Raw genomic sequence first — 26,888 nt, 5'->3', positions numbered from 1 at the left:
TCAATCGTGAGATGGGGCCTTTGCATTGGGGCCGTTCTTAATTCTAATAGCTGTGACGGCATGGGATAGTAAAAAACAACGGGCCGCAGGTAATGCGGCCCGTTATTTTTGGTAGCTCCCGAAGGCTACTCGCGGACCACGCGCACGGTGCTGCTGCTGCCGTCAGCGAGGCTGATGCGCACCAGGTACAGGCCGGCCGGCAGTTTGGCGGCTTCGGGCCAGGCCACGGTGCTGGCGCCGGCGCCCACCTGCTGGGCCGTGCGGCGCATTACCAGGCGGCCGGTTACGTCCAGCAGGCTTAGCTCCACCTGGCTTTGGGCAGTGGGCAGCTGCAGCGCCAGGCGCAGGCCCTGCGCGCCGAAGGGGTTGGGCTGGGCCGTAAACTGGCTGATTTTGGCCATCGAATGCTGAGCCGTCACGCCGGCGGGTACCAGGTAGGTGATGGTCGAGCCGCTGCCGACTACGGCGTTAGCCGGGTCGCGCAGCTCCACACGCTGGGTACCGCCGCAGCCGTTCAGCACCTGAATGTCGTCGACGAACCAGCCTTCGAAGGTGCCCGGGCTGCCCGTGTCGGTGCGCACGCGGAAGCGCACCCGCAGCGGGGTGCCGGCAAAGGAGGTCAGATCCAGCAGCGAGCGGATAAACGTGTTGGCGGTGGTGCTCACGCTACGGCCCGAGAAGCAGCGCTGGCCGGGTGCCGAGGTCGATGCGTCGAAGGTGCTGTTGTAGCCGTTGGCCACCAGGTACTGGCCGGCGTTGGCCCAGGTCGTGCCGTTGTCGGTCGACAGCTCCACGGTACCACCGTCGTAGCTGCCCTCGAAGTTGAAGTAGTGGTAGAACGAAAGGGTGGAGAGGCCCGTGGGCGTAAACGACGCCGACGTCAGCACAAAATCCGTGGGCGTGGTAGGCGCGGGCGCGTTCCAGGCGTGCGTGGGGCTGTAGGCCAGCGCGGTGCTGCTCGTCCAGTTCGTAGTACCCGTCAGGGCTTGGCTGGTGAAGCTGCCCAGCGTGGCACCGTCCTGGTTGTCATTGACGGGCAAGGCCACGGCGCAGGCGGCTGCAGCATCGGCCTGCGCCTGAAAGCGGAAGGTTTTTACTTCGCCCGGGCTGGTGAAGGTCACGTTCGGGAAAGTAACCTTGTTGTTGCTGAACGTACCGCCCACACTGCTTACGTACTGCATGCCGGCGGGCAGCTCGTCGGTGAGGGTGTAGGGGGCCGTCGGCACCTGGCAGTTGCACTTTGCGCTCAGCGCCACGTCGAAGGTGTTGCCGGACACGAAAGCCGTGGTACGCTGCAGCGTTACGGGCGGCGGCATGTCGAAGGCGGGCGTCTGGTCGGTGGCGCTGGTGGAGGTGCCCTGGCGGGCGCTGTAGCCCATACCGCGGCGGGCAAAGGCGTTCCAGATGGCGCATTGGTAGCGGCCCTGGTAGAGCAGCGAGTCCGCTTTCAGAATGGCGTCGCGGGCGTCGAGGAAGCCGGGCTGGCAGGGCTGCAGCTTCATGCCCTGCATCACCAGTTGCAGCGAGGTGATGTTGCCACCGTTGCCGGCCGCGTTGTACAGGTTCGGCTCGATGCGGTTCTGCTGCTGGATGATGTTCCAGGTCATATCCCAGAGGGCCGCGCACCAGATTTCCCCGATGTTGTGTACCTCGGGCGCAGGGGCCACATCGGCATACGTCAGCGGGTTGGTGCTCATCGATGTGGAATAAGCGTAGCGGCGGATGCCCAGGCCCGACATCGGTTGGCCCGAGGCATACGCGCCCACCGCGCGCGGCCGGGGCCCGTCGGTAAGCTGAGCAGTGCTCCAATCGGTGTTGAGCATCAGCGAGAGGTAGTCGCTCCAGCCTTCGCCGCCCTGCTCAGCGTTGTTGAGGCAGCTGCTGTTGGCCGGGCCGCCCGTCAGACGAATGGACACGCCGTGGCCGTACTCGTGCACCACCACGCCGTTGTCAAAGTCGCCGTCGAGCTGGGGCGCGTTGGCGGTGGGGCCGCTCAGCGTTACCGCCACGCCGTTGGCCAGCTGCGCGGTCAGCAGCGCGCCATCCGCCTGCGCAATCATCACGGCCGGAATGGTCACCGTGTTATCGGTGCCGCCCATGCTGATGGGCGCGCCGCTGGTGTTGTTGATAACGATGGCGGCAATGGCGCCGGCCAACTGGGCATTCTTTACCTTGGCCGCAAAGCCGCAGGTGCCGCCGCGGGTAATCAGGGCAATCTTGCCGGTGAGGGGGGCGCCGCTGTGGGCCACGCAGGCAATGCTGGTAGTCGGGGCGCTGCCCGCGTCGGTGTACAGGGCTACCTGACCCGAGACCGGCCCGACGTTGGCCAGCTTGTTGGCGGTGCTAAAGACGCTTTCGACCATGGAGTAGCTGCCGGCCACGGCCGCCGGGGCCGTCACCTGCAGGGGCGGCGTGGCCGCGCGCCACAGGTACATCTGCATGCGGCCGCTGGTGCCGTCGGGCGGGGCGCTGAAGTTGGCGTTGTTGGTGCCGCCGCCGTCCTGGGCCTCGGCTTTCACGTGGTCTTCGCCGCGGCCGCCACGGCCCAGGTTGTCGCGCTGGTAGTTGCCGGCCGCTTCCGTGAAGCCGTACTGGTAAGTCACATCGTGCACGATGTTGTTCCAGTAGAACAGGTTTACCACGGCCGCGCTGCGGTTGCCCGCCAGGCTGGGCGAGGTAGTGAAGTCGGGGGCGTAGTTGAAGGCCAGCCCGCTGCCCGTCGACTGCGAGTTGGTGTAGTTGCCGGGGTTATTGGTGTTGCCTGCGTCGTCGTAGGCGGCCACGTTGTTGCCGCGGGTATAGGCGTAATCCAAGGCGCCGTCGAAGTGCCAGCCGTGGGTAGTAGCGTCGTTGCCGGCACCGGCTTTCAGCCACGGATCGGTTTCTAGCTGCAGGGCGCCCGCGGAAGGGCTCAGGCGAGGGTACGGCACCACCAGGTACGAGGCCGTAGCGGTGGCGGGCGGCAGGTAAGCGGCCGCATAGGGGTTGCGGGCCGCCGTGGCGGCGAAGCGGGGCGTCTTCAGGGCCGTAGTGACCGTGGTGGCCGTGTGGTCGGCCGGGACTTCCTGCACGGTCCAGTTGTCTTTCGCTACCACGGTGCCCGTGGCCGCGTCTACCTGCACGTTCCACCAGTCGGGGGCGTGCAGCAGCTCCACGTTCACGTTCCAGGCCAGGTGGGCGCGGCCGGTTTCGTCGAGCACCCATACCAGGCTGGTTACGATGTCGCGGCGGGCTACGCCGGCGCCGGAAAACGTGTGCAGGGCCTCGGGGCCGCCGGCACTACTGATCGGGGCCGGCTCACCGGCGCTGCCCGGAGCCACAGCCTGCAGGGCCGCGCGCACGGCCACGCCCGCGCTGATGGCAGGCGCAGCAGCCAACCGCTGCAGTTGCTTGGTCGACAAAAACGCGCCCATGTGCGAAGCCAGCCGGCCGTTCAGGAAGGCCAGCGACGTTACGCGGTTGTACACCGGGATGCCGCGGTACACCTGCTGCACGTAGGCGTGCTCCAGCCCGTTGGCATCGGCGTAGGCGCTGCTCAGGCGCATGTCTTCGGCCGAGAAGCCCGATCCGGCCCACTGCACGCGGGTCTGCAGGGCTTTGGCGTAGGCCGACTCGTCGGTAGCCGATTGGGCGTGCACGGCGGGCCAGGGCAGAAGCAGGCCCAGCGCAACTAATCCCAGACGGCGAAGGGTAGAAGTTTTGCTCGTAATCAAGATAGTGGGGAATGGCGACTACAGTCCTGGCCGCCGGATAGGGAGCAAAGCAGGGGGCTATAATCCTGGTGAGTGATGCAGCCAAATTACACCTGGTGGCAGGGAAATACTATTAATATGACAAGAAAATGCTTACTTCATTTGCATTGCAATCAGCGCGGCAAAGTGCCAGGCGGCCATAAACGCAACCGGCCCACTGCAAGCAGCGGGCCGGTTGGCTACATAAAAAGTGCAACTAACGGGGCCTAGCCAGCCGTGTGCTGCAGCTTGTTTTTGCGCGCCGGGCGCAGGCTGCCGCGCTCCTCGCCCTGAGCCAGCAGCTCGTCGTCGCGCTCGGTTTTCTTTACCCAACTCACCGAGTACAGGTCCTTGCGCCGGTCGCGCAGGTTGCGCACGGCCCCGGAGGTGTTCAGATCCTTGAGCAGGTCCAGGTCGAGGTCGGCGATGAGCGTCATCTCGGTGTTGGGCGTAGCCTCGGCCACGATGGCGTCGTGGGGGAAGGCGAAGTCGGAGGGGCTGAACACGGCCGACTGCGAGTACTGGATGTCCATGTTCTCGATGCGCGGCAGGTTGCCCACCGAGCCGGTAATGGCCACGTAGCACTCGTTTTCGATGGCCCGGGCCTGGGCGCAAAGGCGCACGCGCTGGTAGGCGTTTTTGGTATCGGTCCAGAACGGCACAAACAGAATCTTCATGCCTTCGTCGGAGAGCATGCGCGAGAGTTCGGGGAACTCCACGTCGTAGCAGATCAGGATGCCGATTTTGCCGAAGTCCGTGTTGAAGCACTTGAGCTTATTGCCCCCGCGCATACCCCAGGCCGAAGCCTCGTCGGGCGTTACGTGCAGCTTGTACTGCTCGTCCACGGTGCCGTCGCGGCGGCATAGGTAGCTCACGTTGTGCAGCTTGCCGTCGGTGTAGAGCGGCATGGAGCCGGCAATGATGTTGATGTTGTAGCTCACGGCCAGCTCCATCATCTTGGCCACGATGGACTCGGTGAAAGCGGCCATGGCGCGAATCGCCACCGAGGGCGAGTCCTCGTTGGTGAGGGCCATCAGCGGGGCGTTGAAGAACTCCGGGAACAGCACGCAGTCGGCCTTGTAGCCCGACACGGTGTCGACGAAGAACTCAATCTGCTGAAACAGGTCCTCCAAGCTCTTGGTGCCGCGCATCTGCCACTGCACAATGCCGATGCGCACGTTCGACTTCTGGTTGCCGATCAGCTTCTCCGAATCCTCGTCGTAGTACACGTTGATCCACTCCAGCAGGGTAGCGTAGGCCTTGGAGTCGCCGTCGTAGGGCAGGTAGCCTTTGATGAGCTTGCGGACGTAGAATTCGTTGGCCAGCTGAAAGGTGAGGATGGGGTCGGTCAGCTCCTTGTTGCGCACCATCTCCACGTACTTCTGCGGGGTCATCTCGCTGGCGTACTGGGCGTAGCCGGGGATGCGGCCGCCGGCCACCATGGCGCGCAGGTTCAGGTTTTCGCACAGCTCCTTGCGCGCGTCGTAGAGGCGGCGACCCAGGCGTAGGTTGCGGTACTCGGGGTCCACGAACACGTCCACGCCGTAGAGCGTGTCGCCGTCGGGGTTGTGGGTGTCGAACTTACCGTTGCCGGTAATTTTGGTGTAGGTGTGCCGGTCGCCAAAGTCGGAGTACTGCACGATGATGGCCAGGGCAGCGGCTACCACGCGGCCATTGTCCTCGATACAGATCTGGCCCTCGGGAAACTTGCGGAGAAGGTTGTTGTACTCGTCCTGGGCCCAGGCGCCTTCCATGTTGGAATACACCTGGTCCATGATGTCGCGCACGGCCTTGTAGTCGGAGCGACGCAGCGTGCGCAGCACGAGCTTGTGGGCAGCTACGGCCGGGGTAATGGGACGTGCATCTTCGGCAGGCGTGCCCGCTGCTAGCGTGCCCACCGTGGTAGCCCCCGTTTTCTTATCGGTTTTATCAGCGGCCTTTTTGGCCTGGCCGTTGGATTTGGCAGAGGAAGTCGAAGCCATGAGAGCAGAGAAGTGAATGCGCCATGCAAAAGTAGGCAGCCGGGGCGGCGCCACTGCGCAAGCTATAGCAACGCAAGCCGCGGCGGTGGTGTTCCGCAGCAGTGCACAACAAATGACTCGCCGGCCTACTCCGCAATGCGAAGTTTAGTACCGCACCAGCTTGCCCACGCTAACGGCGCCGTCCGCTTGCTGCACGCGCAGCACCAGCGTGCCCTGCCAGGCCGGGTGCAGCGGTAGCACCTGCCGGCCGGCCGGCAGCTGAAACGCGCCCAGGCACCGTCCGGCCAGATCCGTCACCAGCACCGTGGCCGCCGTGGGCAGTTGTAGCCTCACGGCCTCGCCGGCGGCCGCCGCGGTGGGCCAAGCCGTCAGGGGTGCGCGCTTGGCGGCATTGGCCGGGCTCGTCACACGCACGCGGCGGTAACTGTCGCGGTATTCGATGTTGGTGATGACTTCGCGGCCGGCCACCACGTTGGTGGTGATGGTGAGCACCGGCACGTGCACTGTCTTGGCCAGCCACTTGTACTCGCGCTGCACCGGCAGCGTCAGGCCCTGACCCGGGTCGGTACCCACGGCCACGCTGTCGTGGTCTTCGAGGCGCGTCACGAGGCGCACCGTCTGGAAGGTGCCGAAGGGCGTGGTGAGCGTACCCCAGGCGTCGGGCTGGTTTACGCGCTTGCGCTGGCGCGAGAGGTAGCCCGTGCCCGGCACGCTGATCTGGAAATACGAGTTGCTGGAATCGGCCGGGCTGCTGTAGCTGATGGGGAAGCGGTAAATCACGTCCTGCAGCGCCTGGCTCTGGTACGTCACGGGCAGGCCAAAGCCGCTGACCGTGGCCCCGAAGCCCACGGAGCGGAAGTCCGTGTTGGAGAGGTTGTAGAACTCCACCGGGTCGGTGACGGGCAGCGTGAGGCCGGGGGTGGCCGGCAGGTTTTGCGGCGACACCAGCGTGGCGCGGTTCACCCCGCCCAACGGCCCGAAGGCAAACTGCAGCGTGGCGGGCGTGGTATTGAGGTTGTTGTAGCGCTCCACCCGCTGGCTCACTGGCGTCAGTGTGCTGTAGTCCCAGGTTTGGTTGGGGCCGCGCCGCGTCAGGGGCGGGGCCGAAGCCGGTAGCACCGGCGCGGCCTGGCTCAGGCGCAATGAATCCCCGATGACGGGCATGTCGGTGCGGTCGATGCTGGGTGAGGTCTGGGCCGTGGCGGCCGTGCTCAGCGACAACAGCAGCAGAAGCGGGTAGAAGTAACGGCGCATAGGCAGCATGGTTATGAATCAGCAATATAGCGCCGCGGCTGGGCGCCGGGAGTTTCCGGGTGTTAAATCGGTTCAGTGATGTATATAATCCCGACAGTATAGTAGCTTCACGCGCCCTGATTTTATTCTGTCTCTAACGCATCCGTATGACCCGATTTTACTCGCTGCTTATTCTGCTCTGGTGGCTAAGTGCCACCGCTGGACGAGCCCAAACGCTCAACGGCTACACGTTTCAGGCCGCGGCCGGTACGTACGCGCCGCTGAGCACGGGCGCGCAGCCGCTGCCCGCTCTCCAAACCGACGACGCGCTGGCCACGCGCGTGCCGCTGGGCTTCAGCTTCGTGCTGGGTAGCTACTATTATACCGACGTCTCCATATCGTCGAATGGCTGGCTGAGTTTCGACGCGCACGGTGTACCGACGAGTTCAAGCCCTGAATCCGGGTCCTTGTATTTCAGACGGGTCGGCGACGCGTTTCTGGCGCCACTGTGGGCCGATTTGAGCGGGGCCGGCGGCACGGCGCGGTACGCCACCACAGGCACGGCGCCCAACCGCGTCTTCGCCATGGAGTGGCTGAACTGGCGCTGGGGCAAAGGCGCCCCGCAGGCCGTGGTATCGTTTCAGGTGCGGCTCTACGAAGGGGCCAACCGCATCGAGTACAGCTACCGCTCGGAAGCCGGCAGCGTCGACAATACGCAGCCCTACAGCGCCGCCTACGTGGGGGTGAGCCTCTACGATTACGCCCTGCGCAACGACCGGACCCTCATGGTAAGCGACCTGAGCGCCGCGCCTGCGTTGAACCCCAGCGGGTCGTACACGGGTATTCTGACCAAACCAGCGAGCGGGCAGCTGTTTCGCTTCACGCCCACGCCCAATACCCAACCGTCCTGCGTTGGTCCGCAATCCGTGAGCCTGGACCGCCTGGGCCGCACCACGGCCAAGGTCACGTGGATACGAAGCCAGCAGGGGGCCGGCGGTACGGCGCGGGTGTACTACGGCCCTCCGGGATTCGTGCCCGGCAATGCCGCTGCGCAAGTGGTAGCCGGCGTCCCGGGTGATTCGGCTACGCTGACGGGCCTGCTGCCCGATACCGATTATGAATACTTGGTGGAAATGGACTGCGGCAGCAGCGTGACGCCGGCCCTCAGCACCCGCAGGAGCTTCCGCACGTACACGCCCGCCGCCAACGACGAAGGCCGCAGCGCCGTGTGGGTGCAGGTGTCCAAGACCACCCGCGAGTCCAACCTCACCGGCGGCAACTGCCAGGATGCCTCCGTATCGTTGCCCGCCAGCACCACCTGCGGCGGCCCCGCCGATGCCCGCGACGTGTGGTACGCCTTTCGGGCAACCGAAACCACCCACGAAATTCAGGTGAAGGCGGGCAGTGGCCACACCAATGCCTTTGTGGTAGAGCTGCGCGACAATTACGAACCGGGGCGCGGCAGCCTGGCGTGCGCCGTCAGCCCGGCACCGCTGCGCTACACCAACCTGAACATCGGGCAGACCTACTTTATCCGCGTGTACCAGCTCACGCCCGGTTTCACCTGGTTTTCGCTGGTAGTGCTGGGCGGCGCGCCGCCGGTGCCGGCCAACGACAACTGCGCCAACGCCCAACCCTTGGTAGTGGACCCGGCCCCGGGCAGCGCGGGCACGGCCGGCACGGTGCGGGGCGCTACCGCCAGCGGCGTGGGCCAGTCGGGGCTGGGCGCGTGCGCACTCGGTGGGGGCGGGCCGTCGAAGGATGTGTGGTACCAGTTTGTGGCCCCGGTCGGCGGCGTGGCGGAGGTGCAGCTGCGGCCCCGCTTTCAGGCAGCCGTGGAGGTGCTGAGCAATTGCACCACCGGGCCAGTCAATTACCAATTGTGCGTGGTGGTGCCCGCTAATAGCCTCGGGCGCCTGCCACTGACGGGCCTTACGCCCGGCACCACCTACCTGCTGCGGGTGTACAACCAGTGGGAAACCGTGCAGCTCGAAGACGCGACGTTTATCGTGGCCGTAAGCCGGCTGGCCGCGCCACCCGCCAACGACGACTGCGCCGGTTCCGTGCCGCTGACCGTGACGCCGCCGCTGGCGCCGGGTACCCCGGGCACGCTCGACGGGGCAACTACCCTCACCGGTCCGCCGCGCCCCACTTCGCCCTGCTACGCCGCGCCCACTTCTTTGCCTAACCCGGCGCCCAACGGCGGCTCCGACGTGTGGTATTCCTTCGTGGCTACGGCCACGCGCCACGCGCTGCACCTGAGCACCACCCGCGACGCGGTAATGGAAGTCCTTGATAGTCCGAATGGGCCGCCTTGCGCCACCGGCGCCACCCCGCAGCGGTTGGCGTGTGCCCTGGCCCGGGCCATCGACCCGGTCTTCTCGGGGCAGCCCAATCCTTCGTCGCTGCCCGGGCGCCTGCTGCTCTCGGGGCTCACGGTGGGCCGCACGTACTGGGTGCGGGTGCTGACGGTGGCTTGGCCTACCGCCACCAAGCCCGATGGCGAAGCTACCTTCGAAATAGCGCTGAACGATTGGCCGGCACCAGCCAATGACGAAGCTGCCGGCGCTTTGCCGCTGACCATGTCGCAGTCGGCCGGGGAGTGCACCAGCCCCACGGCCTTTACCCTGGACGGGGCCACGGTCTCGATTCCGCCGAGCGGCACCAACGCGCCGCAGCGTGACGTGTGGTTCAGCTTCGTGGCGCCGGCCGCACCGGCGGGCCGCACATCCTCGGGCATGGTCCTGTATCTGCGCGGCGACCAGGTGCTGCAGGGCGGCATGGAGCTACGCGAATCGCCCACGCAGAGCTCCGCCGGGGCCACGTCGTGGACCGGTGGCATCCGCGTCACCAGTCCCCGGATCGGCTCCAACTTCCTGGTGCCGGGCCGCACCTATTACGTGCGCATCTTCAGCACCCTGCCCGACCCGGAGCCGGGCCTGCGCTTCACGCTCTGCCTGCGCTCCGTAATCACCAACGACGAACCCTGCGGGGCGCTGCCCCTGGCCCTCGACGCCTCCGGGCAATGCACTGCGCCGGTAGCGGGTACCACCACCGGCGCCAGCAGCTCCACCACCACGCCTGGGGTGCGCATGCCGGTATCCAACTGCGGGTACACCGGCGCGGTGGATGTGTGGTACCGCGTGGTGCCCACCAGCACGGCCTTCACCCTGCGCTGCGAAGACGTCACAGTAGCCTCGGCCCGCCTATATCGCCCCGTTACGGCTGGCGGCACCTGCAGCGGCCCGCTGCAGCTAGTGAGCTGCCAAAACACCATCGTGGAAAACCTGGCGCCGCGGGCGCTGGGCACCGTGTTGTTCGACGCCCTCACGCCGGGCCAGCCGTACTACTTGGCCGTGGCCAATGGCTCGTCGGGCCAAAACGTCATCGGCGACTTTACCCTCTGCGTGCAGTCGGCTACGGCGCTGCCCGCCCGGGCTGCGGCCGCCCGTTCGCGGGTGGAGCTGTGGCCCAACCCGGTGCCCGCCGGCCATCTGCTTACGGTGAAGCTGCCTGCCGGCACCGACGCCGCCAAAACGCGCGTGGAGTGGCTTTCGCCCGTGGGCCAGCGCGTGGCCGCGCAGGCCGGCAGCCTGCGCGCTGCCCGCAGTGGCGAGTGGCAACTGCCTACCGCTGGTCGGGCCGCGGGGCTGTATTTGCTGCGCATCTGGCTGCCCAACGGGGAGCCGCTGCCGGCCCAACGGGTCATTATCCAATAGCTCTGCCAATGAAAAGGCCCGCTGCGAATCCGCAGCGGGCCTTTTCGTCAGGGTTGGTTGGCAGCTGGGCGCTACACACCCGTCATTTCGGGCACACCGGCCGCCGGAATGACGAGCTTGCCGGCGGTGGCCTGCTGAATCTGCTCCACCGTCACGCCCGGCGCCCGCTCGCGCAGCACGAAGCCGTCGGGCGTCACGTCGAGCACGGCCAGCTCGGTCACGATTTTCTTCACGCAGCGCAGGCCGGTGATGGGCAGAGTGCAGTCGGTAAGCAGCTTGGAGGAGCCGTCCTTGGCCACGTGCTGCATGGCTACGATGATGTTCTTGGCAGATGCCACTAGGTCCATGGCGCCACCCATGCCCTTCACCATCTTGCCCGGAATCTTCCAGTTGGCAATGTCGCCGCGCTCGGATACCTCCATGGCGCCGAGAATGGTCAGGTCCACGTGTTCCCCGCGAATCATGGCAAACGACTCGGCCGAGGAGAAGAGCGAGGAGCCGGGCAGCGTGGTCACGGTCTGCTTGCCGGCGTTGATCAGGTCTGGGTCGACTTCCGCGTCGGTGGGGAAGGGGCCCATGCCCAGCAGCCCGTTCTCGGATTGCAGCACCACGTTGATGCCCTGGGGTATATAGTTGGCCACCAGCGTGGGAATGCCGATGCCGAGATTGACGTAGTAGCCGTCTTTTACTTCTTGCGCGATGCGCCGGGCAATGCCGTGTTTATCAAGCATGGAGGTGGGAGCAGAGGTTAGTTGGTCGAGGGGGCCGACGCGGCCGTTACCGCCTGCCGCACCTGCTGCTTGAACTTGGCGGGCAGGTCGCGGGCGGTGGTGTTGGGGTATTTCTGGGTGTAGAGCAGGGCCACCACCTTCAGCTTGGGGTCGACCCAGTAGGTGGTGCCGAAGATGCCGCCCCACTCGTAGCTGCCTTCCGAAAGGCCGGATTTCGCGGCCGTGGCCGCCGTGGTGATGCTGAAGCCCAGGCCGAACTTGTTGCCGCCCTGTTCGAGGGCCCCGATCTGGTTGGTGGTCATCAGGCGCACGGTGGCGGGCTGCAGCAGGCGCCGGCCGCCGTACTCGCCCTCGTTGAGCAGCATCTGCAGCAGCACGGCGTAGTCATCGATGGTGGACGAGAGGCCCGCGCCGCCGGAAAAGTACGTGCCGGCCGCTTTGGGGTAGTCCGGCGTCATGTTGCCCGTGGCCGGCATGGGCACCGTCTTTTTCGTTTGCGCGTCTTCGGTGTAGAGCACGGCCAGCCGGTTTTGCCGGTCGGCGGGCAGGTAGAAGTAGGTGTCGCGCATACCCAGCGGCTCAAACAGGCGCCGCCGCAAGAACGCATCGAGCGGCTGTCCGCTGAGCACTTCCACCAGCCGGCCCACCACGTCCACGCTCAGCCCGTAGGTAAACCGCTCCCCCGGCTGGTGCAGCAGCGGCAAAGCGCCGAGCTTGTCCATCGAGGTAGCCAGCAGCCCACCGGGCGTGCCGATACCGCTCGGAATACCGGCTTTGGCATAGATGGCACGGGCTTCCGGGCTGCCGATAACCGGGTAGCCCAGCCCCGAGGTGTGCGTGAGCAGCTGCCGAATGGTTATTTCCGACCGGGCCGGCACGGTGGTGTAGCTGGAGTCTTTGGGGTTGAACGAAGCCAGCACCTGCGGGTGAGCAAAAGCCGGCAGGTACTTGCTCACCGGGTCGTCGAGCTGAAACTTGCCCTCGTCGTAGAGCAGCATCAGCCCCACGCTGGCCACAGCCTTGGTCTGCGAGGCAATGCGGAAAATGGCGTCGGGCTGCAGCGGCGTTTTGGCCGCCACGTCGGCGTAGCCGAAGGCCCGGCAGTAGATAACCTTGCCGTTTTGCGCCACCAGGGCAATAGCGCCGGGCTCCCGCTCCGTGCTCGTGTACTCCTGCAGGAGCTGGTCGAGGCCGGGCTGGGGGCGGGGCTGCGCTACCAGCGCAGGCGCGGCGGTGCGCTTGGCCTTTTTGGCCGGCGCGGACGTTTGGGCCACGGCGCCGTGGCCGAGTACCAGGGCAAGCAATAGAACGGAAGCGGCCTGTTTCATAGCTTTCGGAAGATGGGGCGGGTTACTGCGCGGCGGCGCGCACGGTGCGCTGCTCGATGCGCTTCTCGTAGTCCTTGCCCTGGAAGATGCGCTGCACGTAGATGCCGGGTGTGTGAATCTGGTTGGGGTCCAGCTCGCCGGCGGGCACCAGTTCTTCCACTTCCGCCACCGTGATTTTGCCGGCCGTGGCCATCATTGGGTTGAAGTTGCGGGCCGTGCCCTTGTAGATGAGGTTGCCGGCCGTGTCGCCCTTCCAGGCTTTCACCAGGGCGTAATCGGCGTGCAGGGCGGTTTCCAGCAGGTACATCTTGCCGTTGAATTCGCGGCTTTCCTTGCCTTCGCCCACTTCCGTGCCGTAGCCCGCGGGGGTATAGAAGGCCGGAATGCCCGCCCCGCCGGCGCGGCAGCGTTCGGCCAACGTACCCTGCGGAATCAGCTCTACTTCCAGCTCGCCCGAGAGCAGCTGCCGCTCAAACTCGGCGTTTTCGCCTACGTAGCTGGAAATCATCTTCTTCACCTGCCGCTGCTGCAGCAGGAGCCCGATGCCGAAGTCATCGACGCCGGCGTTGTTGGAGATGCACGTCAGGTTCTTGACGCCCAGGCGCAGGATTTCCTGAATGCTGTTTTCGGGAATGCCGCACAGGCCGAAGCCGCCGAGCATCAGCGTCATGCCGTCGGTGAGGCCCTGCAGCGCGGCCTGCGCGTCGGCCACTACTTTATTGATCATAGAGGTTGGGAATGGGGAAAGAGCGAGGCTAAGGCCGCGCGGCAACGCCGCGCGGCCTGCGCAAACCTACTCTTTCTTGCCCGCACCCCCAATGACCACGGGCACCAAGGCGGGTTCGTAGTCGAAGGGCAGCAGCTCGCCCACTTTTTCAAAGCCCCAGTAGCCTTCCGTAAACACCGCCAACGGGTTCTGCAGCTGGCCCGAAGGCGAAATGATGGATTGCGGGCCAATCAGGTGCAGCACCGAGATTTGCTCATTGGGCTGCGCCGCGGCCTGCCCCGTGCCGGGGCGCGGCGTGTAGGCCGGATCGGGCTGCTCGCCGGAGTAAGTCACCTGCGTCAGGTGCGGAAAGTACAGCTGTACCTGCTCACCGCCCGGCAGCACGCGGCGGAGGCTGTCGGCGGGCAGGGGGCGGGTGTAGAGGTAGCCCAGCTGCTGCGGCTCCTGCGAGTACAAGCGCATCAGCGAGTCATTGGGGTACCATACCTTGCCTGCGTGGGCTTGGCGCTGCGCTTTCAGGGCGCTATCGGCGCGTACCCAGCGCGGGTTAGGCACGCGCCGCAGCCGGTTGGCCACGAAGCCTTCCTCGGCTAGCCGGTCGGTGCGCACGCAGCGCAGAAAATGCGTCAGGGAGCCAAAATAAGCGCGGCGCCGGTTGGCGGCCCACCGGGCCCGCTGCGCCGCGCTGCGCGTCGGCAATTCCTCAAACACGGGCCAGGCATAGTACGCCAGCAACTGGCTTTGGTAGCTCAGGTGCAGGCCATAAAACCTGATGCGGTAGCCCAGCGCGAAGTTGTCGACCTGCAGGTACTCCGGCGCTTCGGCCGTCAGCTCGCTGGATTTCATGTCGAAGTCTACGCGCACACCGTCAGGGTTGCGAATGCGGCACTGACGCGAAAAGCTTGTGCGCCCCAGCAGCAGGTCGGCAAAGACCTGGTAGTCCTCGGGGCGGTTGCGGTGGCGCCGGGCCCGGATGACCACGCCCGCCAGCTGCTTGCTGACCGGGGCGGGCCGCAACTGCACGCTCACTGGCTGCTTGCCTACCAGCACGCTTTGCGTGGCCAGGCGGTAGCCCAGGTATGATACTATCACGTCGTAGCTGCCCTCCGGTACGTTCGACAACTGGAACCGGCCGGCTTCATCGGTAGTGGTGCCGCGGGTGGTATTGGCCAAAAACACGCTGGCGAAGGGCAGCGGCGCCTGCGTCACGGAGTCGCGTACTTCGCCGGTGATGGTGGTTTGGGCCACTGCCGGCCGCGCCAGGACGCAGGCGGCCAGCCACAACAGCAGCAGAAGACCGCGGCAATAGAGTCTGGTGGCCATTCGCCTGAGCTGCCGAGGTTACCGCTTGAAGATGCGTATGCGCGCCGGGCGTCCTTTGCCGTCGGTGCCGGCGAGGGTATATACCCCGGCCGGTACGCCCCGTAGCGAGAGCCGGGCCGCGCCAGTGGACGCCGCCGGCCAGGATTTTACTTGCCGCCCCTGCGTATCGTACAGCGCCAGGGGGCCGCTCGCGGCAACGCTCCCCTGCACGTGCAGCTCGTCGGCATCCGCTGCGGGGTTGGGCCAGGCCTGCATGGTCGCGGGAACGGGGGCAGCCAAGTCGGCCAACGAACCGCCGCGCATAAACACTTCCTCGGTTTCGGCCCCGCTTTCGCGCGAGCCGGTTACCACGTACGCGCCCGTGCCGGGCTCGGCAAACAGGCCGCCCAGGCCCAGGTGCAGGCCCGCGCACAGCGTGACGACGGCCTGGTTGCCGGAGCTGCTGGGCTCCTGCAGCAGGCCGGTAGTCACGTCGAGCAGCAGCAGATGCAGCCGGGCCACGTGGCTGCCCAAAATGGAGCTGCCGTACAGCAGGCAGCTGCCGGTAGGCGTCAGCACGCCGTAGCGGGCCATAAAAATGCCTTGTTCGGCCGAAAGCTGACTGGTCCACTGCACAGTATTCTGGCCGAGCGTAAACCGGTGCACCTTCTGCCCCAGCGCCAGGTAGTCATTGCCTCCCAGCGGCACCAGCCCGTAGGCCGGGTCGACGTTCGGCAGAGTCGTTTCCGGGCCGCGGGTGCCTTCGTACGAGTAAAAAACCAGCTTAGCCTGCGGCCCAGCCGATTGTATTCCCGTCCGCACCGACAAGAGCATGCCGCCCGGCACCGGGAAGATTTTCTCAATCCAGGTGCGGTCGGTGGCCAGCGAGGCATTGATGGGCTGCTGCCGCAGCTGCGTGCCGTCGGCGGCGAGGTAGAGTAGGGCCGCGCCGGTGAGCGAGTTCATGCCCACGATAAAGCCGCCATTGGGACTGGGGGCCAGGTCCTGCGCCCAGCGCAGATCGGCCGTCGGCGGAAAGGTGCGCATCCAGCGCGTGACGCCGGTAGCACTCGTTTGCACCAGGTAATTCGTCTGCCCTTCGATGCCCTCGGTGTAGAGGGCCAGGAGCAGGTCGCCCGCATTGTTCTGCGTAGCCTTGCGGAGCACGAAACCAGACAGCCCCGGAATGGCAACGTGCCGCTCCCACAGCTGCCGGCCGTGGGCCGTGGTGAGCAGCAGGTACAGGCGCCGGGCTGCGTAGGAGCCGCTTTCCCCGATGAGCAGGTAGCTGCCGTCGGGCTGACGCAGGGTCTGCGTGCAGGTTTCGGGCGCGGAAGTGCCGTAGGATTGTTCCCAGCCGGCGTTTTGCGCACTTAGCTGCAAAGTGCTGCCGCTGAAGAGCAACAGCCAGGTCAGCGGCCGGATAAAGCGTAAAATATGTGCCATACAAATCCGGAGGCTACAAGAGGAATTAATGGTTGCCCTGCTCTGATAATGCAACGCCCCCCGCTACGATTAAGACAACGAATATTATTCTTTTTCCACGCAAAATAGGCGTGTACTGCCTGACTGCTAGGGTATGCGGGCAGCAAACAGAAGCGCGTCCTGCTGAGCCTTTGCCATCTTTCCGTGACGGCTCACAGATCTTCTAGACTAGCCGTTTGGCGGAAAGCCGGTCAGGCCATAGGCACCGCAGATAACGCCCGCTTTAAACGCCCGACTGCCCGCGCCCCGGGAGTAAGCCACGGGCCGCGGGCAGTCGGCATAAGCAAAGGCCGAAACTAGTTATTGGGCCGCTTGGGCGCGGGCGCCGCGGTGGCGGTCGGCACTACGTAGTCGAAAGGCAAAAATTCGCCGATTTTCTCGAAGCCCCAGTATTCACCCACCGACACATCCAGGGGGTTCAGCAGCGAACCGTCGGCCTGAATTTCGGCCTGCCGGCCGTTCAGGCGCAGGCGCGACACCTGCCGGGGCGTGGGATAGGGCGTGCGCGACGGCCCCAGGGACGACATCGTGCGCTTGTAGCGCGAATCGGCCTTTTCGCCGAAGTAGGCTACCTGCAGCTCGCCGGTGAAGCGCAGGTACACGTGCTTGCCGTCGGGCGATACGCGACGGATGCTGTCGATGGGCAGGGCCGCCGGGTTGAGCGTGGCGTAGATCGGGCCCGAGCGGCTCCAGAGGTCCAGCGAGTCTTTCTCGGCTTTGGTCAGGTCGCTGCCGTCGGGGTGGCGCTCCAGCATCACCTGGCGCAGGCTGTCGGTCAGGCCAAAGCGCTTGTTCACCGTTATCTTGATCTGCTGGGCCATGAAGTTCTCGGTGCGCAGCTTGTTGCGGTACACGCTGCGCAGGAAGTGCATGAAGGAGCCCTTGTACGCCGTCAGGCGGTTGGCGGCCCACAGCTGCCGCTGCGCTTCGTCCTTGGGCTTCATTTCCTCGAACACCGGCTGGCCGTAGTAAGAGACAGACCGGTCGTCGGTGTCGTAGGAGAATTCCAGCCCGTAGTACTTCAGGCGGTAGCCGAGCGCGTCGTTTTGCACCTCCGCGTACTCCTTGGCGCGGGCCGTGAGGGTGTGTTCCTCCTCGTCGTAGAAGACGCGAATGGCCTCGGGGTTGTTGATGTGGCACTGCTCGGAGAAGGCCGTGCCACCCAGAAACAGCGTCGAAAACTGCTGGTACTCCTCGGGCTTGTTGGGCTCGGGCTTGATAACCACTTCGCCCAGCTTGTTGCCCACGGGCGCCAGCAGCAAGGTCAGCTGCTGCGGGCCGTTCACCGTCAGGCTCTGCTTGGTGAGGCGGTAGCCCACGTAGGAGCACACCAAATCGTAGGTGCCGGCCGGGACGCGGTTGATTTCAAATTTGCCCTGCTCGTTGGTCGACGAGCCGAAGGTGGTGTTGGCCAGAAACACGCTGGCGAATTCCAGTGGCTGCTGCGTGAGCGAGTCGAGCACCACGCCGCTGAGTTTGCCCTGGGCCTGGGCGGCGGTGCTGACCAGAAGCCAGCAACTCGCCAGGAAAAGAAGTCGGAAGTAATTCATGCAAGGAGGGTGGTGCAAAAAGCGGGCCCGTTAGCCGCCCACCAAGTGCTGGCGGGCCGCATCCGCATCGAGGGCAAGCTGGGCCTTCAGCGCGTCGAGGCCGCTGAACTTCTGCTCATCGCGCAGGCGGTTCACAAACTGCACGGTCAGCGGCTGGTCGTACAGGTCGCCGTCGAAGTCGAGCAAGTGCGCCTCCACCGTTTCCTGCAGGCTGCCGCCCACCGTGGGCCGCACGCCAATATTGAGCATGGCCGGGTGCCGGGTGCCCGCCGCCGTGGTGGCCATTACGGCGTACACGCCGCGGCCCGGCACCTGCTTCAACGTTTCTTCGCACTGAATATTGGCCGTGGGGTAGCCAATCGTGCGCCCGAGCTGCTGGCCGCGCACCACCGTGCCGGTAAAGGGGTAGTCGTAGCCGAGGTAGCGGTTGGCTGTGCCCACGTCGCCCACTTCCAGGGCGCGGCGGATGCGGGTGCTGCTCACGCCCACTGCATCTACGTCGGCGCGCGGGATTTCCTCCACTTCCAGCCCGTACTCGGCCGCGTGTTGCTGCAGGTACTCGAAGCTGCCTTCGCGGTTTTTGCCGAAGCGGTGGTCATAGCCGATGACGAGCTTGCTGGTGCCCACCGTATCGAGCAGCAGCTCGCGGATGTACTGCTCGGAGCTCCACCCGGCAAACTCCTCCGTGAAGGGCACAATCAGCAGGTAGTCCACGCCGTAGGCATCGAGCTTTTCGATGCGCTCTTCCAGCGTATTGAGCAAGTACAGCGTCTTGGGCTCGGGGTGGGAGGGCGGCGGGGCCAGCACCAGCCGCGGGTGCGGCCAGTAGGTGATGACCACGCTGGGGCCGCCGGTCTGGCGGGCTACTTCCTGCAGACGCTGCAGAATTTTCTGGTGGCCCAGGTGCACGCCATCGAAGGTGCCACTGGTCACTACGGCGTTGGTCAGACGCGGAAAGGCGGCGGGGTCACGGACTACTTGCATGAATCGCGGATTACGGCTGATTGCACTGAGTACGCGGATTGCGAAAGGAGGGTCAACAGCAGCCGGCAGAGAAAAGGCGTCGGAAAGGGTTTTGGCGGCGCGAAAGTAGGCACGAACGGCTGTAGGCCCGCCCGTGGCGCGGGCTAATCGTCGTTACGGGAGCATTTGCCCTTTGTCGCTGCCCGTGCTGGGCTGATGGATGCGTCCCAACAACAAGCCCGCGCCAGGGCGCGGGCTTGTTGTTGGGACGCTACTGCTGCGCCGGTTGCTCAGCGCCCGCATCAGGCGCCTGCTGCGTCGCATCGTAGTGCTCGATGCCGGCGCGGCGCTCGACGCGGGGCATGCGCGCCCGGCGCGGCCGCTCGGCTTCGCCCTCGGGGCGGGGCGGCCGCTGGGCTTCGATATCGGCCATGGACAGCGCATTTTCCAGGCGGTACTCGCCAATGCGCGTGCGCACCAGCTGCGTCAGATGGGCGCCGCAGCCCAGCAGCTCGCCAAAGTCGCGGGCGAGGCTACGGATGTAGGTGCCCTTGGAGCACACGATGCGGAAGTGCACGTTCGGTCCGTCGATTTCGGGCAGTTCGAAGGCTTTGATATCGACGGTTTTGCTTTTGATTTCGGCCACGTCGCCGCGGCGGGCCACTTCGTAGGCCCGCTCGCCGTTGATTTTCACGGCCGAAAACAGCGGCGGCGTCTGCTCGATCAGGCCCGTAAGCTTAGCAGCAGCGGCCAGCAGCTGCTCGCGGGTGAGGTGCTCCCAGGGCTGCTCGCTGTCCACGGCGGTTTCCAAGTCAAACGACGGCGTGGTCTGGCCCAGGCGGAAGATGCCGGTGTACTCCTTTTCCTGCGCCTGAATCTGGTCGATAGTCTTGGTTTTCTTGCCCGTGCACAGGATCAGCAGGCCGGTAGCCAGCGGGTCCAGCGTGCCGGCGTGGCCGATTTTGCGCGGCTTCAAGGCGTACTTCACCTTCTTCACCACGTCAAACGACGTCCAGCGCAGCGGCTTGTCGATGAGCAGTACCTCGCCAGGTTCTTGCTCGGGTTGGGGCCGCTGCGGCTTGCGGGGAGGCTGCGCGTGGCTCATAGCTGGTTCAGGGGAATGCTCAGGCCGATCATGGTCAGGATGATCAGGCCCACGATGATGCGGTAAATGCCAAACGCCCGGAAGCCGTAGCGCGCCACGAAGTTCACGAAAAAGCGAATGGCCAGCAGGGCTACTACAAAGGCCACCACGTTGCCGAACGCCAGGAGCTTCAGGTCGTTAGCCGTCAGCACGTGGCCTTCCTGAAAGTAATCCAGCAGGTCCTTGGCGGCGGCAGCGGCCATGGTGGGCATGGCCAGGAAGAAGGCAAACTCGGCGGCGGCGCGGCGGGTGAGCTTCTGCGTCAGGCCGCCGATGATAGTAGCCGCCGAGCGGCTCACGCCCGGTACCACGGCAATACACTGAAACAAGCCGATGATGAAGGCCTGCCGCCAGCCGGGATTGGTGACGGGGTGGCCGTGGTGCTGCGGGTCTTCCTGCGGAAACCACTTGTCGATGAAGACCAGCACGATACCGCCGAGCAGCAGCGTAACGCCCACCGTCGTGACCGATTCCAGGAAAGCGTCGATGTGCTTTTTCAGCAGCAAGCCTACCACCACGATGGGCAGAAAGGCTACCAGCAGCTTCAGGTAAAAATCAAAGCTTTGGAAAAAGCGCCGCCAGTACACCACCAGCACCGACAGAATAGCCCCGAACTGGATAACCACCAGGTAGAGCTTGGTGAAGGCCGTGGGCGGAATGCCTAGCAGGGCGGAGGCAATAATCATGTGCCCAGTGCTGGACACGGGCAAAAACTCGGTTAAGCCCTCGACAATAGCGAGCAGCAGGGCATGCCAGTAGTTCATCCGAAGCGGTTAGCGGCGCTGGTACGTGGGCGGCGTGGGAGCCGCCGTCGGGGCGAAGGACGTGCCGGTGGCCTCAGCGGTAGACGGGGCCACGGGGGCCGGACCCGATTTGGCCATGATGGCAAAAAACTCCACCACGAAGCCGGCCGCCAGCAGCAGCGGCCCGAGCGTCAGGCCCAGAAATCCTTCGCCGTAGTCGGCCCCGTCGAGGCTCATGGTGATAAAACCAGCCGCCAGTAAGGCAAGCCCGATAAACATCAGGCGGTAGTTGCGCGGCCCGAAGGCGAAACGGGGAGGAGTAGCAGACATAAGTCGGGAAATACGGAAAAGTGAAGGCCGGACGGCAGACCGCTGCAAGGCGGGTGCAGTCCGCAGATGCAAAGCTACCGCTTTAGGGTTGCCCGGGCAGCAAGTAACAGGGCTGAAAAGCTCATCCTGCTAGCATTCCTAGTACAATTCATCCAGCGACATGCGCAGGTATTTGCGCACGGCCCGGTACGAGCTGAAGAAGCCGATAACGCCGCCCAGCACCAGCAACGCCACGAGCATGGCCCCGATGAGCCGGTCGTCGCGCAGCAGGCGCAGCTCGTCCAGCTGGTAGTAGGCGTACTGCAGCAGGGCCAGCAGCAGCAAGGCCGCCAGCGCTCCGCTGATGATACCTTGCCAGGTGGCCCGGCGCAAAAACGGCTTCTGGATAAACCACGGCGTGGCGCCCACCAGCTGCATGGAGCGAATGAGGAAGCGCTGCGAGAACAGGGCCAGCTTGATGGTGTTGTTGATCAGCACCGCTACCACCAGCGTCAGTAGCACGGCGAAGCCCAGCAGCAGCAGGCTCACCTTGCGCACGTTCTGGTTGATGGAGCTGATCAGGCTCTGCACGTAGGTTACTTCGTACACGCCCTGCTGCTGGCGCAGATCCTGGCTGATGCGGCGCAGCTGCACCGAATCGGCGTACTCCGGGTTGATGCGCAGGATATAGGCGTCGCGCAGCGGGTTGTCGCCCAGAAACTGCTGAAACTCCTCGCCCGTCAGCTCCACAAACTGCCGCGCGCCCTCCTCCTTCGACAGAAACCGCACCTGCGGCTGCTCGTCGCGGTAGGCGATGTAGGGCTTCTGGGCCAGGGTGCGCTGCAGGCGCAGCAATTGGGTTTCGGGCAGGTCGCGCTCCAGGTACACCTGCATTTCCAGGTTTTCCTTCACCGCCTCCGAAAGCTTGTGCGCGTGCGCCAGCAGCAGCCCGAACAGCCCGATGACCAGCAGCGCCATGGTGATGCTGAATACCACCATGGTATGCGGGTACGAACCGAGTTTTTTCTTACGGGCAGGGCGAAACTGGGGCATGGAAGCGTAAAGGTAAGTTGTGAACTAGTGAGATGGTGAACTAGCGAGTGCCGTTCCGTAGGAACATCAGACTCACTAGCTCACCATCTCACTAGTTCACCGTCAAAGCGCCGTGCGCGGGTCATCGTCGATGATGAGCTGTTCGCGGGCCTTGCGGCGGGCCTGCTCGCGGCGGCGCAGGCGCTTACGGGCAAAGAGCTCGGTGAGGTTGTCGAACTGCTCGGTTTGCACCACCGAAAGGCCGGCGCGGGCCTGGTTGGCGGTGATGGCGGCCGTGTACTCGCGCGGCGTGGTTTCGTAGCGCAGGCGCACGCGGTACTTGCCGTCCTGCCGCACGAAGTACTCCAGGCCCAGGTCGCCGATGAGCGAGGTTTGGGGGCCGGGCGTGGGCGTGCCGTTGTTGGTAGTGGTGTTGTTGGTGATGCCGCCGAAGCGCGTTACGCGCAAGCGGCCCTGCAACAGGCTGTAGCTCAGGCGTACCTGCAGGTTGCGCAGCTCTTCCTCGCTCACGCCGTCCAAGTTGAAGGCAATTTCCAGGTTCTGGTCGATTTGCGAGGTCAGCAGCCCGAGCTGCGTCGACAGAATCTGGCCCAAGCTGTTCTGCACGGCGCTGCTGCCCGTAGCCAGGGCGGCGTTGCTGAAGCCGCCGATGGAAGTAAGCTGGCGGAACAGCAGCAGGGAGAATACCTGCCGGTTCAGCTCCTGCTCGTCGTTGCGGATGTTGGAGAGGAAAGAGGTCAGCTGGCCTTCGATGGACGAGGGCGCATCGTTGAACTCCAGCCCAAGCTGAATGCGGGGCAGCAGCATGTCGCCCGTCAGGTGCATCACGGCCGTTACGCTGGCGTAGGCCTGAATGCCGCTGGAGCCGTCGGAGCCGGCGCTGCCGCCCAAGATCGGGGCCAGCGAGGTGCGCTGGGTGTAGGCCGCCGTCACGTCCATCTGGCCCTGCATCGGGTCGCCGTTAAAGGTGAGCGTGCCGCCGGGGCGCACCTGAAACTCCTTATTAACCAAGCCCTGCAAGGTGAAGTTGTAGGCCCCGCGCACCACTTCCAGCTGCCCGTACATGTTGAATTCGCCGCGCGTGTCGATGTTCATGCGCAGCTGCCCCGTGGCCGAGCCGCGGATAACGTCGCCGGTGGTTTCGTCCAGAATCACCTCCATGTAGGCGTCCGGCGTCACGTCGAAGGTGGCGTTGAGCATAATGCCCGACAAATCCACCGCCGGCTTGGCCGCCGTGGTATCGGTGCGGACGGTGTCGGAGCGGTTGTGGTTGACGAACTTGATGTAGCTGGCCTGCTGCACCGTGGTGGCGTTGTCCAGCGGCAGCGACAGGCGCGTACCGGCTTCGCTACGGGCCCGCACGTTGATGACGAGGTTGTCGGTGGGGCCGGTCACGGTGGCGTCGCCGGTGGCGAAGGCCGTGCCGAAGTACAGCTCGTTTTGCCGGCGCGTGGTGTTGAGCACCTGCATGCGGCGGAAGTTGGCCTTCAGGGCCAGGCGCATGTTCTGGAAGCCCTGGTGATAAATGGTGCCGTCGAGGGTGCCCTGGTTGCCGAGCACGTCGCGCAGCTTGATGCTGCGGAACACCATGCGGTCCTCGAAGAAGCGAATCTGGTCGTCGAAGGTGTAGGTCGTGTTCAGGTAGGCGAAGGTCAGCTGGCCCCTGGTCACGTCCACGGTGCCGCGTAGCGAGGGCCCCGCGAAAGGCCCGGTAAGGCGCAGGGTGCCGCGGCCGGTGCCACCCAGGTTGGTCAGTACGCCGGCCAGGAAGGGCTCGGCCAGCTTCAGCGGCGCGTCGTTCAGGGCACCGGTCAGGTTAAGCTGGTCCTGCGGCGCCCCGGTGGGCGCAATGGTGCCGGCCACGCTCAGCACGTTCTGCCCGTCGCGCGTCACCGAGAGGTTGGTGCCGAGGCGCGAGGCCTGGTTGTCCCAGCTGGCCACGCCGGCCACGTTGCCGATGAGCGTGTTGTCGAAGTACAGCGAATCGACGGTGAGGCGGGCAGCCGTGACCAGCTGCCCGAACACCCCGCGCACGTCGCCGGTGGCATTCACGCGGCCGCGCATGTTCTGGTTGGTCAGGGGCGAAAGCGTGGCCAGCTCCAGGTTCTTTACCTCCAGGTGCAGGCTGCGCGCCGGGTCTTCCGACACCTCACCCGTGGCCAGAATCTGCTGCGGACCATTGGAGAGCGAGAAGTTCGGCACCGTGATTTCGTGGCCGCCGCCGGCAATAACAATGGCGTTGTCCTGGGCAATGATCCACTCGCGCCCCAGCAGGTTCACGCCCGACTGCCGGAACAAGATCTGCACCGCGTTGGGCAGGAAATCCAGCGCCCCGTTGATCTGGGCGCGGTTGGTGGTGCCCGTTTGGGCCAGCGAGGAGGAGAAGTTGATTTTGTCCTGGTCCCACACGCCTTCCACATAAAACTGCTCGGTGCGGCCCAGCCCCGGCAACTGCTGCCGGGTGCTGGTCACGCTGGCCTGGGCCAGTACGTCCGGAGCATCGGGCAGCTTGGAGGTGAGCAGGTCAAAGGACACCTGCTCGGCCCGGATGCTGTCGTACTGCACCGCGCGGGCCGAGCCGCCCAGCTGCAGAATGGAGGTGGCCCCGTTGCGGAACGAGCCCTCCACGTGGGTGGAGTCGCTGAGCGTCAGCTGGGGCATGAAGACGTGCAGCAGCGGGTTGGGCCGCCGCAAATCCAGCGAGAGGTTGATGTTGTAGTCGGGGGTGGCTTCGCGGCGCTTGCGGCGGTAATAGGCGGCCGTAGCGGCCGCGTCGCCCTGGAAATTCAGGCGGTACTCCTCCACCAGGCGCTGCACGTCGCGCAGGGCCTGGGAAAACTGGTAGTTGCCGCGGGCCCGCAGGCGGAAAGCTTCGGAGCGCATGGCCAGCAGCCGGTCGCCCTCGCGGCGGGTCGCCAAGAGGTCCAGCGTGTCGAGGTGTACGGTGCGGCCCTGCAGGGTCAGGCGGGTGTCGCGCAGATGAATGCGACCTAGCAGCTCGTCCAGTGTCAGGCCCTGAAAGCGGACATCGGCCTGGGTGCTCAGCACCAGCGGCTGGCTGATGATGCCCAGCGCCTGCAGGTTGGCGTGGCGCACGCTGCTCACCAGGTCGAAGGCCTGCTTGCCGCGGGCCCAGTTCACGGTGCCTTCGCCCACGAGCTGCAGGTTGGGGTCGTTGATGCTCACGCGTCCGTCGAACTCTTGCCGCGTCAGGCGGCCATTGGTCACCACGATGTTGCGGTAGCGGTAGCCTCTCACCCACACCGAGGCAATGTTGGCGTTGGCCTGCACGCGGGCCGCGTCCGGGTCGAAGCCCACGCCGGAGACTTTGCCATTCACGGCCACGTCGCGGATCAGCGACTCGTCGCCGAGCAGCTTGCCCAGCTGGAAGCCGGCCGTGCGCACGGTGCCCTCGTAGCTGGAGTTGCGCGGATCATTCCTGAACTTCAGGTTCACGTCGGCCGTCAGGTTGCCCAGCCGCGTTTTGAAGTCGCCGTTGGCCACGAAGTCGTTGTAGAGCCCCAGGAATTGCCCGTTCAGCGTAACGGTGCCCAGGCGCTGGAAGTAGGGGTACACCGAGGCCGGCAGCACCGGCTTCAGGTCCACGGGATTGACCACGGTGCCGGGCCGCAGGCGCAGATCGGCGAAGGTTTCCTGCCAGTTGGGCAGTCCTTGCGCCGACACGTTGCCGAGGATGCGGGTGCCCCCCTTGCTGTAGCGCAGGTCCAGGTTTTTGGCCGCGAAGTCGCGCACGTAGCCCTTGGCCTCGCCCGAAATCAGCACCTGCTCGCCCCAGCCCCAGAGCTGCGGGGCAAACAGGGCAATGTCATCGGAGTACACGCGGCTGGGCTTGAGCCGGGCCGTCACCTTCACCGAGTCGTTGAAGTCGGTGAAATTCAGGAAGTGCTGGTAATCGAAGCGGACGTAATCGGCGAGGTGTGAGCGGCCCACGCGCAGGTTGAGCTTGTCGAACTCCCAGAACTTGGTGGCGTAGGTCATGCCGGCCGTCAGCTCGCGCAGCCGCGTTTTCGACGGTAGGTCAATAGCGCGCAGCCCGTCGACCTGGGCGTGGATGGTGTCGCCCCGAAACCAGATCTGCGAGAGGTCGGCGTACACGCTGTCGATGTACATGTGGGCATAGTCCATGGACTTGCCGTACTCCGGCACACGCGGCACGTTTTTGCGGTCGAGTACAAAGCGGGCGTTGCGCAGCCCCACCGCTTCCACCTTGAAGTCAAAAGGCTTGCTGACCTTGGTAGTATCGGGGGCGCCGAGCAGGCGCTGAAAGGCCGTCAGGAACTCGTCGAGGTTGGTTTGCTCGTGGGGCGAGTTGGGGTAGGTCACCAGCTCGAAGCGGGGCTCGGTGAGGATAACCTTGCTGAGGTAAAGCTTGTTGGGGGTGAATATCGAGAACGTGCTGATGTCGGCCTCCACCTCCCCGATGTAGAACAGGTTGCCGCCGCGCTTGTCGAGCACCTGCACCCGCTCCAGCACCACCTTGGTAAACGGCCGGATATCCACGCGCCCGATGCTGACGGGCTGGTCCAGCTTGTCGGAGAGGATTTCGGTGGCCCGCTGTGCTACCTCCGTTTGCACCGCCGGAATGCGCAAGGCCAGCACGGCCGCACCCACTAGCAGCGCCAGCAGGAGCACGAGCCCCAGCAACACCTTCAGGATGGCCTTTATAACTTGCACGCGGTTGTGGGCGGTGTGGTAAAAAACGGGCCGGACACGAAGCCGCCCGGCAGCAAGACGTAAACGCCGGCCGGATGGATGCTCATACGCTCCAACCGAACGGAAATTCTGCAAAAAAAGCTAATAAGCTAGACATGAGTATGAAGACCTGAGAAGTCAGCCTGATAAACCAGCGGCTAGTCTGCCGGCTCGA

General features: G+C 65.1%; 16 protein-coding genes. 1 reads left to right on the top strand and 15 read right to left on the bottom strand.

Going from position 1 to position 26,888, the window contains the following annotated elements:
* Positions 1-125 precede the first annotated feature (125 nt).
* The 3 genes from B0919_RS07355 to B0919_RS07345 form a co-directional block, all read right to left on the bottom strand.
* Positions 126-3,713, bottom strand: coding sequence for a M36 family metallopeptidase (locus B0919_RS07355; RefSeq protein ID WP_139361972.1), 3,588 nt, complete (start codon positions 3,711-3,713; stop codon positions 126-128).
* Between the two features lie 245 nt (positions 3,714-3,958).
* The gene (locus B0919_RS07350; RefSeq protein WP_078011585.1) at positions 3,959-5,713 is read right to left on the bottom strand and encodes a bifunctional GNAT family N-acetyltransferase/carbon-nitrogen hydrolase family protein; all 1,755 of its coding nucleotides are present in this window, start codon (positions 5,711-5,713) and stop codon (positions 3,959-3,961) included.
* Between the two features lie 144 nt (positions 5,714-5,857).
* Positions 5,858-6,967: a hypothetical protein gene (locus tag B0919_RS07345; RefSeq protein ID WP_139361971.1), complete on the bottom strand. Its 1,110-nt coding sequence runs from the start codon at positions 6,965-6,967 to the stop codon at positions 5,858-5,860.
* A 146-nt stretch (positions 6,968-7,113) separates the two neighbouring features.
* Between B0919_RS07345 and B0919_RS07340 the strand changes: the two genes are divergently transcribed.
* Positions 7,114-10,665, top strand: a complete 3,552-nt coding sequence (locus B0919_RS07340; protein ID WP_078011583.1) for a fibronectin type III domain-containing protein — start codon at positions 7,114-7,116, stop codon at positions 10,663-10,665.
* Positions 10,666-10,736: 71 nt separating this feature from the next.
* Here the strand turns inward: B0919_RS07340 and B0919_RS07335 are convergent, their stop codons facing one another.
* From B0919_RS07335 to B0919_RS07280, 12 genes are all read right to left on the bottom strand, one after another.
* Positions 10,737-11,396 carry a CoA transferase subunit B gene (locus B0919_RS07335; RefSeq protein WP_078011582.1) on the bottom strand — a complete coding sequence of 220 codons (660 nt, stop codon included), beginning with the start codon at positions 11,394-11,396 and terminating at the stop codon, positions 10,737-10,739.
* 17 nt (positions 11,397-11,413) lie between these two features.
* Positions 11,414-12,724 (bottom strand): serine hydrolase domain-containing protein, encoded by a 1,311-nt coding sequence (locus tag B0919_RS07330; protein ID WP_078011581.1) that lies wholly within the window; start codon positions 12,722-12,724, stop codon positions 11,414-11,416.
* Positions 12,725-12,746: 22 nt separating this feature from the next.
* Positions 12,747-13,451, bottom strand: coding sequence for a CoA transferase subunit A (locus B0919_RS07325; RefSeq protein WP_078011580.1), 705 nt, complete (start codon positions 13,449-13,451; stop codon positions 12,747-12,749).
* A gap of 66 nt (positions 13,452-13,517) precedes the next feature.
* Complete coding sequence (locus tag B0919_RS07320; protein WP_078011579.1) at positions 13,518-14,774, bottom strand: carboxypeptidase-like regulatory domain-containing protein; 1,257 nt, start codon at positions 14,772-14,774, stop codon at positions 13,518-13,520.
* Positions 14,775-14,792: 18 nt separating this feature from the next.
* Complete coding sequence (locus B0919_RS07315; protein ID WP_078011578.1) at positions 14,793-16,199, bottom strand: T9SS type A sorting domain-containing protein; 1,407 nt, start codon at positions 16,197-16,199, stop codon at positions 14,793-14,795.
* A gap of 335 nt (positions 16,200-16,534) precedes the next feature.
* Positions 16,535-17,788: a carboxypeptidase-like regulatory domain-containing protein gene (locus tag B0919_RS07310; protein WP_078011577.1), complete on the bottom strand. Its 1,254-nt coding sequence runs from the start codon at positions 17,786-17,788 to the stop codon at positions 16,535-16,537.
* A 30-nt stretch (positions 17,789-17,818) separates the two neighbouring features.
* Positions 17,819-18,772 (bottom strand): bifunctional riboflavin kinase/FAD synthetase, encoded by a 954-nt coding sequence (locus B0919_RS07305; protein WP_078011576.1) that lies wholly within the window; start codon positions 18,770-18,772, stop codon positions 17,819-17,821.
* A 250-nt stretch (positions 18,773-19,022) separates the two neighbouring features.
* The gene (gene truB, locus B0919_RS07300) at positions 19,023-19,856 is read right to left on the bottom strand and encodes a tRNA pseudouridine(55) synthase TruB (protein WP_078011575.1); all 834 of its coding nucleotides are present in this window, start codon (positions 19,854-19,856) and stop codon (positions 19,023-19,025) included.
* Complete coding sequence (locus B0919_RS07295; RefSeq protein ID WP_078011574.1) at positions 19,853-20,659, bottom strand: undecaprenyl-diphosphate phosphatase; 807 nt, start codon at positions 20,657-20,659, stop codon at positions 19,853-19,855. Before B0919_RS07295 ends, truB begins: the two co-directional genes overlap by 4 nt.
* Positions 20,660-20,668: 9 nt before the next feature.
* On the bottom strand, positions 20,669-20,968 hold the full coding sequence (locus tag B0919_RS07290) for a DUF3098 domain-containing protein (protein ID WP_078011573.1): 300 nt from the start codon (positions 20,966-20,968) through the stop codon (positions 20,669-20,671).
* A gap of 138 nt (positions 20,969-21,106) precedes the next feature.
* Complete coding sequence (locus B0919_RS07285; protein ID WP_078011572.1) at positions 21,107-22,000, bottom strand: cell division protein FtsX; 894 nt, start codon at positions 21,998-22,000, stop codon at positions 21,107-21,109.
* Between the two features lie 102 nt (positions 22,001-22,102).
* A complete protein-coding gene (locus B0919_RS07280) occupies positions 22,103-26,695 on the bottom strand; it encodes a translocation/assembly module TamB domain-containing protein (RefSeq protein WP_078011571.1) in 4,593 nt (1,530 codons plus the stop codon).
* Positions 26,696-26,888 lie beyond the last annotated feature (193 nt).

The sequence above is a fragment of the Hymenobacter sp. CRA2 genome (assembly GCF_002007105.1).
In the GTDB taxonomy this organism is placed as follows: Bacteria; Bacteroidota; Bacteroidia; order Cytophagales; family Hymenobacteraceae; genus Solirubrum.
This window is presented reverse-complemented; position numbering and strand designations above follow the sequence as displayed.

Bases quoted from the DNA above. Each gene is read 5' to 3' on its own strand.
- B0919_RS07315 (WP_078011578.1), bottom strand. From the start codon at position 16,199: ATGGCACATATTTTACGCTTTATCCGGCCGCTGACCTGGCTGTTGCTC.
- B0919_RS07320 (WP_078011579.1), bottom strand. From the start codon at position 14,774: ATGGCCACCAGACTCTATTGCCGCGGTCTTCTGCTGCTGTTGTGGCTG.
- B0919_RS07340 (WP_078011583.1), top strand. From the start codon at position 7,114: ATGACCCGATTTTACTCGCTGCTTATTCTGCTCTGGTGGCTAAGTGCC.
- B0919_RS07345 (WP_139361971.1), bottom strand. From the start codon at position 6,967: ATGCGCCGTTACTTCTACCCGCTTCTGCTGCTGTTGTCGCTGAGCACG.
- B0919_RS07310 (WP_078011577.1), bottom strand. From the start codon at position 17,788: ATGAATTACTTCCGACTTCTTTTCCTGGCGAGTTGCTGGCTTCTGGTC.
- B0919_RS07295 (WP_078011574.1), bottom strand. From the start codon at position 20,659: ATGAACTACTGGCATGCCCTGCTGCTCGCTATTGTCGAGGGCTTAACC.
- B0919_RS07325 (WP_078011580.1), bottom strand. From the start codon at position 13,451: ATGATCAATAAAGTAGTGGCCGACGCGCAGGCCGCGCTGCAGGGCCTC.
- B0919_RS07335 (WP_078011582.1), bottom strand. From the start codon at position 11,396: ATGCTTGATAAACACGGCATTGCCCGGCGCATCGCGCAAGAAGTAAAA.
- B0919_RS07305 (WP_078011576.1), bottom strand. From the start codon at position 18,772: ATGCAAGTAGTCCGTGACCCCGCCGCCTTTCCGCGTCTGACCAACGCC.
- truB (WP_078011575.1), bottom strand. From the start codon at position 19,856: ATGAGCCACGCGCAGCCTCCCCGCAAGCCGCAGCGGCCCCAACCCGAG.
- B0919_RS07350 (WP_078011585.1), bottom strand. From the start codon at position 5,713: ATGGCTTCGACTTCCTCTGCCAAATCCAACGGCCAGGCCAAAAAGGCC.
- B0919_RS07330 (WP_078011581.1), bottom strand. From the start codon at position 12,724: ATGAAACAGGCCGCTTCCGTTCTATTGCTTGCCCTGGTACTCGGCCAC.
- B0919_RS07285 (WP_078011572.1), bottom strand. From the start codon at position 22,000: ATGCCCCAGTTTCGCCCTGCCCGTAAGAAAAAACTCGGTTCGTACCCG.
- B0919_RS07290 (WP_078011573.1), bottom strand. From the start codon at position 20,968: ATGTCTGCTACTCCTCCCCGTTTCGCCTTCGGGCCGCGCAACTACCGC.